This window comes from Parafrankia sp. EUN1f (assembly GCF_000177675.1).
Lineage (GTDB): Bacteria > Actinomycetota > Actinomycetes > Frankiales > Frankiaceae > Parafrankia.
In genome coordinates, this window is sequence record NZ_ADGX01000066.1 from 39,767 (window position 1) to 46,384 (window position 6,618).

4 protein-coding genes are annotated in these 6,618 nt (G+C 71.3%); 3 read left to right on the forward strand and 1 reads right to left on the reverse strand.

Translation table 11 applies throughout. From position 1 onward, the window contains the following. Window positions 1-24: 24 nt before the first annotated feature. The 3 genes from FREUN1FDRAFT_RS20225 to FREUN1FDRAFT_RS20235 all read left to right on the forward strand — a co-directional run bounded on the left by FREUN1FDRAFT_RS20225 (window position 25) and on the right by FREUN1FDRAFT_RS20235 (window position 5,489). A complete protein-coding gene (locus tag FREUN1FDRAFT_RS20225) occupies window positions 25-630 on the forward strand; it encodes a TetR/AcrR family transcriptional regulator (RefSeq protein WP_006542019.1) in 606 nt (201 codons plus the stop codon). A 6-nt stretch (window positions 631-636) separates the two neighbouring features. Continuing rightward, window positions 637-3,591 (forward strand): ABC transporter substrate-binding protein, encoded by a 2,955-nt coding sequence (locus tag FREUN1FDRAFT_RS39970; protein ID WP_006542020.1) that lies wholly within the window; start codon window positions 637-639, stop codon window positions 3,589-3,591. Between the two features lie 149 nt (window positions 3,592-3,740). Further along, complete coding sequence (locus FREUN1FDRAFT_RS20235) at window positions 3,741-5,489, forward strand: GGDEF domain-containing protein (RefSeq protein ID WP_006542021.1); 1,749 nt, start codon at window positions 3,741-3,743, stop codon at window positions 5,487-5,489. A 168-nt stretch (window positions 5,490-5,657) separates the two neighbouring features. On the opposite strand, the gene FREUN1FDRAFT_RS20240 is transcribed toward FREUN1FDRAFT_RS20235, so the two are convergent. Further along, on the reverse strand, window positions 5,658-6,530 hold the full coding sequence (locus FREUN1FDRAFT_RS20240; protein WP_006542022.1) for an NAD(P)-dependent oxidoreductase: 873 nt from the start codon (window positions 6,528-6,530) through the stop codon (window positions 5,658-5,660). Between the last annotated feature and the right edge of the window lie 88 nt (window positions 6,531-6,618).

The following is a 6,618-nucleotide window of genomic DNA, read 5'->3' on the forward strand; positions in this document are numbered from 1 at the left end:
TCCCGGTCGCGCAGCGTGCAGCAGATGACGGTGATCGTCGATGCCGCGAAGCGGCTGATCGCCAGCCGGGGTTCCTCCTTCACGACGCAGGACCTCGTGAAGGAGGCTGGTATCGCGATGCAGACGTTCTACCGGCATTTCCCCGGCAAGGACCAGCTCATGCTCGCCGTCATCGAGGACGTCATCAGCGGGCAGGTGGTGCGCTACCAGGAGTCCGCGGCCGGCGAGCCGGACCCGCTCGCCCGCATGCGGAGGTACATCGAGGCCGCGCTGCACTCACTCGGCAGCGAGGACGGCGCCGTCCGCGGTGCGCGGTTCATCACCGCCGAGCACTGGCGGCTGTACCAGCTCTACCCGGACGAGGTCGACCACGCGACCCGCCCGTTCGCCGATCTCGTGGCTGGTGAGCTGGAGGCCGCCCAGGCCGGCGGCCTCATCGGCCCGATCGACACCGCGCAGACCGGTGAGCTGGTCAACCTGCTGGTCAGAGCAGTCTTCCATCACTACGCGTTCGCGACACGCAAGGAATCCTCCGCCGAGGTCGCCGCCCGGGTCTGGGCGTTCTGCCTCGGCGGTTTCGGGGCCGTGGCTCCGCCGGCCACACCGCTGGCAGGAAAGGGCGCAGAATAAGGCAATATGCGCCCACCTCGTCGCGAAAGCGTCGAGCGGGCCCTGCCCGGCTACGAGATCGGGGGGCCGCTCGGGCAGGGCGGGTTCGGTGTCGTGCTGTCCGGCCGGCACCGCCAGCTGGGGCGCAGCGTCGCCATCAAGATCCTGGACGTCGACAGCGGCACCGACAGCGACACCGACGTCGAGGTGCGCCGGCGGTTCGCGGCCGAGGCCCGGGTGCTCGCGCGGCTCGACCACCCGCACGTCGTCGCGATCTACGACTATCTCGAACACGACGACCTGCGGATCATCGTGATGGAGCAGCTCGCCGGCGGCAGCCTCTCCCGGCGGCTGCGCGCCACCAGCCCGCAGCAGGCGTGCGCGATCGGCCTGTGCGTGGCCGAGGGGCTCGGTGCCGCGCACCAGGTCGGCGTGCTGCACCGCGACATCAAACCGGCGAACATCCTGTTCACCGGCAGCTCGCTGGTGAAGGTCGCCGACTTCGGCATCGCCAAGATCGTCACCGAGTCGACCTCGGTGACGTCCGGGCTGGTCGGGACCCTGCCCTACATGGCGCCGGAACAGTTCGGCGAGGGCGGGCTCGGCCCGGCCACCGACCTCTACGCGCTCGGTGTGACGCTGTACGAGCTGTTCGAGCGGCACCGGCCGTCGGGTCCGGTGACGACTCCCGGCGCACTGGTGCACTGGCATCTGGCTGGACGTCCCGCGCCGCTGGTCGAGGCCCCGGCGCCGGTGGCGGGTGTCGTGCTGCGCGCGCTTGCGAAGGACCCGGCGCAGCGGCACCCGTCCGCCCGCGCGTTCGCGCTCGATCTTGCCGCGGCGGCGGCCCACAGCTTCGGGCCCGGCTGGCTGGCGGACTGCGGTATCCCCGTCCGGCTCGACGACGAGGTTGTCGACGCCGCACGAGCCGCCCCGCCGGCAGCACTCCCGCCGGCACCACTCCCGCCGGCAGCCGCGCCGTGGCGAGCCACGCGGCCGACCGCCCAGCCGCCGCTGACTTCCCAGCCGCCGCCGACCGCGCCGACCGCGCCGACCCCACCGCCGCCACCGGGCGTACCTGCCTGGACGCCATCGGGTCCGCCGGCCGGTGCCGTGCCCGGTTCGCGTGGTACCGGGATCGCGATCGGCCCGCCGTACCTGGGTTCGCGCGGCCTCCGCCGCCTCGATCGCCGCCGGGCCGTCGCGCTGGCGACCGCGTTGATCATCGCCGTGGGTACCGGGCTCGGCCTGCTGCTCAACTGGCCGGACGGCTCCTCCCAGCGCCAGCAGCCCGCCGGGGATGGGGATTCCACGGTGGCAGCCACGATCACGGCCTCGCTGCACCAGCCGTCGGGGAAACGCGGCGGAACCCTGAAGCTGGTCGCGAGCAGCGGCGACTGTGACTCGTGGGATCCGGGACTGACCTACCTCGCCCCCTGCTGGTCGATGCAGCGGCTGGTTTCCAGGACGCTGCTCACCTATCGGGCCGAGACCGGGACGGCCGGCACCGAGCTGGTGCCGGACCTGGCGGCGGCCATGCCCGAACGGGTCGACGGCGTCACCTGGAAGGTCCGCATCCGTGCCGGCCTGACGTTCCAGGACGGCTCCGTGATCCGGGCGGCGGACGTGAAGTACGCGATCGCCCGAAGCTATGAGCAGGCGCTGGTTCTCCGGGGCGCGCTCGGGTACTTCGGCGAGGTGCTCCGCCAGTCGCCGGCCGACTTCCCGGGGCCGCGCAACGAACCCCTGTCGGACTTCACCTCGATCGACACGCCCGACGAGACCACCCTGGTCTTCCACCTGCGTGAGCCGTTCGACGACTTCCCCTACCTGCTCACGCTGCCGCAGACAGCGCCGATTCCGGCCAGCGCCGACCGCGTCACCGACGCCGGCTCCGGCTACGACGCGGCGCGGCTGGTCTCCAGCGGGCCCTACCAGGTCCAGTCGTACACGGCGGCCAGGTCGATCAGCTTCGTGCGCAACCCGAGGTGGGTCGCGGCCACCGACCCGAACCGGGCCGCGCTGCCCGACCAGATCACGGTCGCGTTCGACGTCCCCGCGGACGAGATCGACGCCGATCTGATCAGCGGTACCTACGACGCCGACATCTCCGGGGCGTCGGTCGGGTCGTCGACCACCGCGGCGATCGCCGCGCAGCCGGCCCTGAAGGCGCGCAGCGAGGTCACCGTCCTGCCCTACCTGAGCTACCTGGCCGTTGTGACCACGCAGACGCCGTTCGACAACGTTGACTGCCGGCGCGCGGTGGCCTGGGCGGTCGACCGGGCGCGCCAGTCCAGCCTCCGGGGCTATGGCGCGCTCGGCGGCACCGGGGCCGCGGGCCTGCTGCCGCCGTCGCTCGCCGGCTACTCCGGCGTCAGTGCCTACCCGAGCGACGGCCTGCGCGGTGACCTGGACAGGGCGCGCGGCGAGCTCACGGCCTGCGGCCACCCGGACGGCTTCGACACCACCCTCTCCGCGCCCAACCGCGCCGCTGACGTCAAGGCGGCCGAGGCGATCCGGGCCGACCTGGGCAAGATCGGCATCAGGGTGACGGTGAAGACCTATGCGACCGGGGACTACTACGGCACGCTGGGTGCGCCGGAGCAGGTGCACGCCGCCGGGATCGGGCTCGCGCTGACCAACTGGGGCCCGGACTGGCCGAGCGGCTACGCCTTCTTCCACCAGATCGCAGACGGCCGGCAGATCCGTGGGCAGGGCAACTTCAACATCTCGGGGCTCGACGACAAGGCGGTCAACGCCGCCCTCGACGCCGCGGCGGCGAAGAGCGATCCCGAGAATCCCGGGGCGGCGGCGGACGCCTGGGCCACGGTGGACCGTCTGGTGCAGCAGAGCGCGGCCCTCGTGCCGCTGGTGCATCGCCGCGCCCAGGTCCTCTTCAGCGAGCGGCTGACGAACGTCTACCTGAACCTTGGGCTCAACGCCTCGTACGACGTCGCGAACCTCGGCGTCAGGCCCGGCTGACGATGGCGGCGCCCTGGCGGAGAACGGGGACGAGCCGAGGCGGCGGGCGTGGGCAGCGGGCTGTGATCGCAGGTCTGTAGTTGCGATGTCCCGAGTGTGTTGACACGCTCGGTTCAACGCAATCTCAGCGGCATTGGCGGTGGTGGGCCATGCGGGGCCACGTCCCGGAGCGGACCGGAGAGTCTCCCGGCGGCCTGGACGAGTCTGTCGGCCTCACGGCTGTCCGGAGCGCCAGGCGGGCTCCGCGGGCGTGCCCGCACCGCACGGGATGGGTGAACCGCCTGTGGGAACAGACCGACCGCCCGTTCCGCCGGGCCGCTGGCGTGATTCTGCTGCTCCTGCTTGGTTCCGCGCTCCCGCTGCTGGTCCTGGAGGGCCGCACCGAGCTTGCGTTCGTGCGCCTCACGAGCCCGATCTTCTCGGCGCTGGCGGTGGGTATCTGTGTGTGGGCTGGTCTGCGCAACCACGGGGCGGAACGAGCCTGGCGATTACTCATCGCCACGATGATCATGGCGAACGCGCTGGGGGGAGGGGCGATCGCGCGTGACGTCATCAACGGCGGTCCCGCGCTGCCCAGGATGACACCGCTGGCGATGCTCGGCCTGACACCGACGGTGTGCGGCCTCGCGGCCCTGCTGTGCTTTCCGTCCGAGCCCTACGACCACGCGACCCGCGCTCGGGTCGACGGGGCGAACCGGCGACTACACGTGATCACTGTTCTGGACGGCCTGATCGTCGTCGGTGCGGTGGCGTTGCTCTGCTGGGTGCTGATCCTGAACCGGGCGCTGGACTCACCGGTATCACCGGGCCTGCCCGGGACCCTGGCCGTCGCGGCTGTCGCGACCCTGCTCATCGTCCTGGTCATCCTGACCGCGGCGTTCCGCAGGCCGCGGTCTCCGCTCGGCCTGGTGCTGGTCGGATCCGGGATCACGCTCTTCTGTCTGTCCGTCATGTCGCACATGTATGCCGGTGTCCGTGGGCTTGCCGACGTCCCGCGGGTGCTGGATCTGGGTTTCGGGGGCAGTGGTCTGCTCCTCGCGCTCGCCGCCCTGCTCCGCCCCGGCGGGCCGGTGCCGGCCACCGGGCGGTTGCCGCCAGACCGCTGGGAGATCGCCGCCGCCGTCCGGGTGGACGGCCGCGCGGCCGCGGGGGCAGGTTCGGCCGACGGGATGGCGTCCGCGCGGTCGCCGGCACGTCACCGCTGGTGGCACGGGGTGCTGCCGTACGTCCCGCTGCTGGTCGGCGGCGCGTTCGCCGTCTTCCATCTCCAGCCCGTAAGCGGAAGCCTTGATCGTGATCTGACCCTGTGGGGGCTGCTGGGCCTGCTCCTGCTGGCCGTGCTCCGCCAGATGACCACGATGGCTGACAACGCGCACCTGCTGACCCAGCTCGAGGGGAGCCAACGCGAGCTGCACCACCTCGCGTTCCATGACCCGCTGACCGGGCTCGCGAACCGCGCGCTCTTCGTCGCTCGCCTCAATCGCGCGATGGCCGACCGCCGCCTCCGGCCGCACCGGATCTCGCTCCTCTTCTGCGATCTGGATGGATTCAAAGGTGTCAACGACAGGTTCGGGCACGCGGCCGGCGACGAACTGCTGCGCGTCGTCGCCGCGCGGCTGGCCGGGCAGGTCAGGCCGGACGACTCGGTCGCCCGGCTCGGCGGGGATGAGTTCGCCATCCTGCTCGAATCGGATTCGCGGGATCCGGAGGCGGTCGGGCGCCGTCTGACCCGCGCGGTACGCGCCCCGATCCAACTGCGGAGCTGCCAGTGCCGCATCGACGCCAGCGTCGGCCTGGTCACGGTGGAGGAGGATGCGGGGACGGTCTCAGCGGAGGCCCTCCTCCATCGGGCCGATCTCGCCATGTACCACGCGAAGGCCACGGGTGGGGGCAGCTGACCGTCTTCCGCCCAGGGCTGGCGGAGGACGGCCACGCTTGACCGCGTCGGCTCGTTGCGGTGTGCTGACCGGCCTCAACGACGCCTACGACGCCTACGACGCCTAGGACGTCGCCAACCTCGGTGTCAGGCCCGGTTGAGCCCGGCGCCCATGCCCCAACCGCGTGGGTCAGCCCACGATCGCCTCCGGCCAGTTCCCCCGCCGTGCGGTCCAGCCGAGAAGGCGCTGTGCCCGGCCGCTGTCGATCCGCTGGTTGTCCAGATCCGGTTCGAGGTCAGCGTCGACGGCTGGTTGCGGGGCGCCGTCGATCCGGGCGAGCCGGGTCAGATATGACTCGTAGGTCACCGGCTCGGCGGCGAGGTTGAGGATTTCGCCTGACGGTCGTTGGTCGAGCACCGCGAGCACGGCGTCCGCGACATCCGCGACGTGTACATGGGAGACGAAAGTGCTGCCATCCCCAGGAATCGGGAGTTTTCCCGCCCGCAGCAGCTCTCGCTGCCGATCCTGAATGGTTGCCGGCCCGACGAAACGCGCGGCCCGCAGAATCGTCCAGGAGCATGTCCGGGGAAGTCCGATGACAGCTTCCTCCATCGCCGCGGTCGGGCCTACGAGCGCGGCCCGCTCGGGATCGGAGTCGATGGGGACCGACTCATCGATCCATTCGGCGCCGCGCACCGGGTAGATCATGCTGATGCTGAGCTGGACCAGCACCGGGACACCGACCTGGGCGACCAGCCTGGCCAACCGCGGGGAACCCGTCTCGCGGATGCTCGAGTCGAGATCCCACCCTCGTGGGTCGTCATCATCCGCTGGTACCGCCGTGGCGAGGTTGACGACCGCGTCGTGACCTGCGAGCCGAGACGGCAGAACGTCTTCCAGATCGGCGTCCAGCAGCCCCGCGCGCAGCCGTCGTACGGCGGGAGGCAGCTGGTCCAGTCGTTCGCCCGGAGACATCGCCGTGATCTCGTGGCCCGCTGCCAGGAGAGCGTCCACCAGCGGCCTGCCCGCGGCGCCGGTGGCACCGACCACAAAAACACGCATCGCGCTATCACCCATTTCTTGTCAGTTGACGGACTGTTCACGCGGCGTTGGCATCTCGGACGGAGTCGGCCCGTCGCCCCGGACACGT

Excerpts from the sequence above, each read along its gene's own strand:
- FREUN1FDRAFT_RS20235 (WP_006542021.1), top strand. The coding sequence starts at position 3,741 with ATGCGGGGCCACGTCCCGGAGCGGACCGGAGAGTCTCCCGGCGGCCTG.
- FREUN1FDRAFT_RS20225 (WP_006542019.1), top strand. The coding sequence starts at position 25 with ATGACGGTGATCGTCGATGCCGCGAAGCGGCTGATCGCCAGCCGGGGT.
- FREUN1FDRAFT_RS39970 (WP_006542020.1), top strand. The coding sequence starts at position 637 with ATGCGCCCACCTCGTCGCGAAAGCGTCGAGCGGGCCCTGCCCGGCTAC.
- FREUN1FDRAFT_RS20240 (WP_006542022.1), bottom strand. The coding sequence starts at position 6,530 with ATGCGTGTTTTTGTGGTCGGTGCCACCGGCGCCGCGGGCAGGCCGCTG.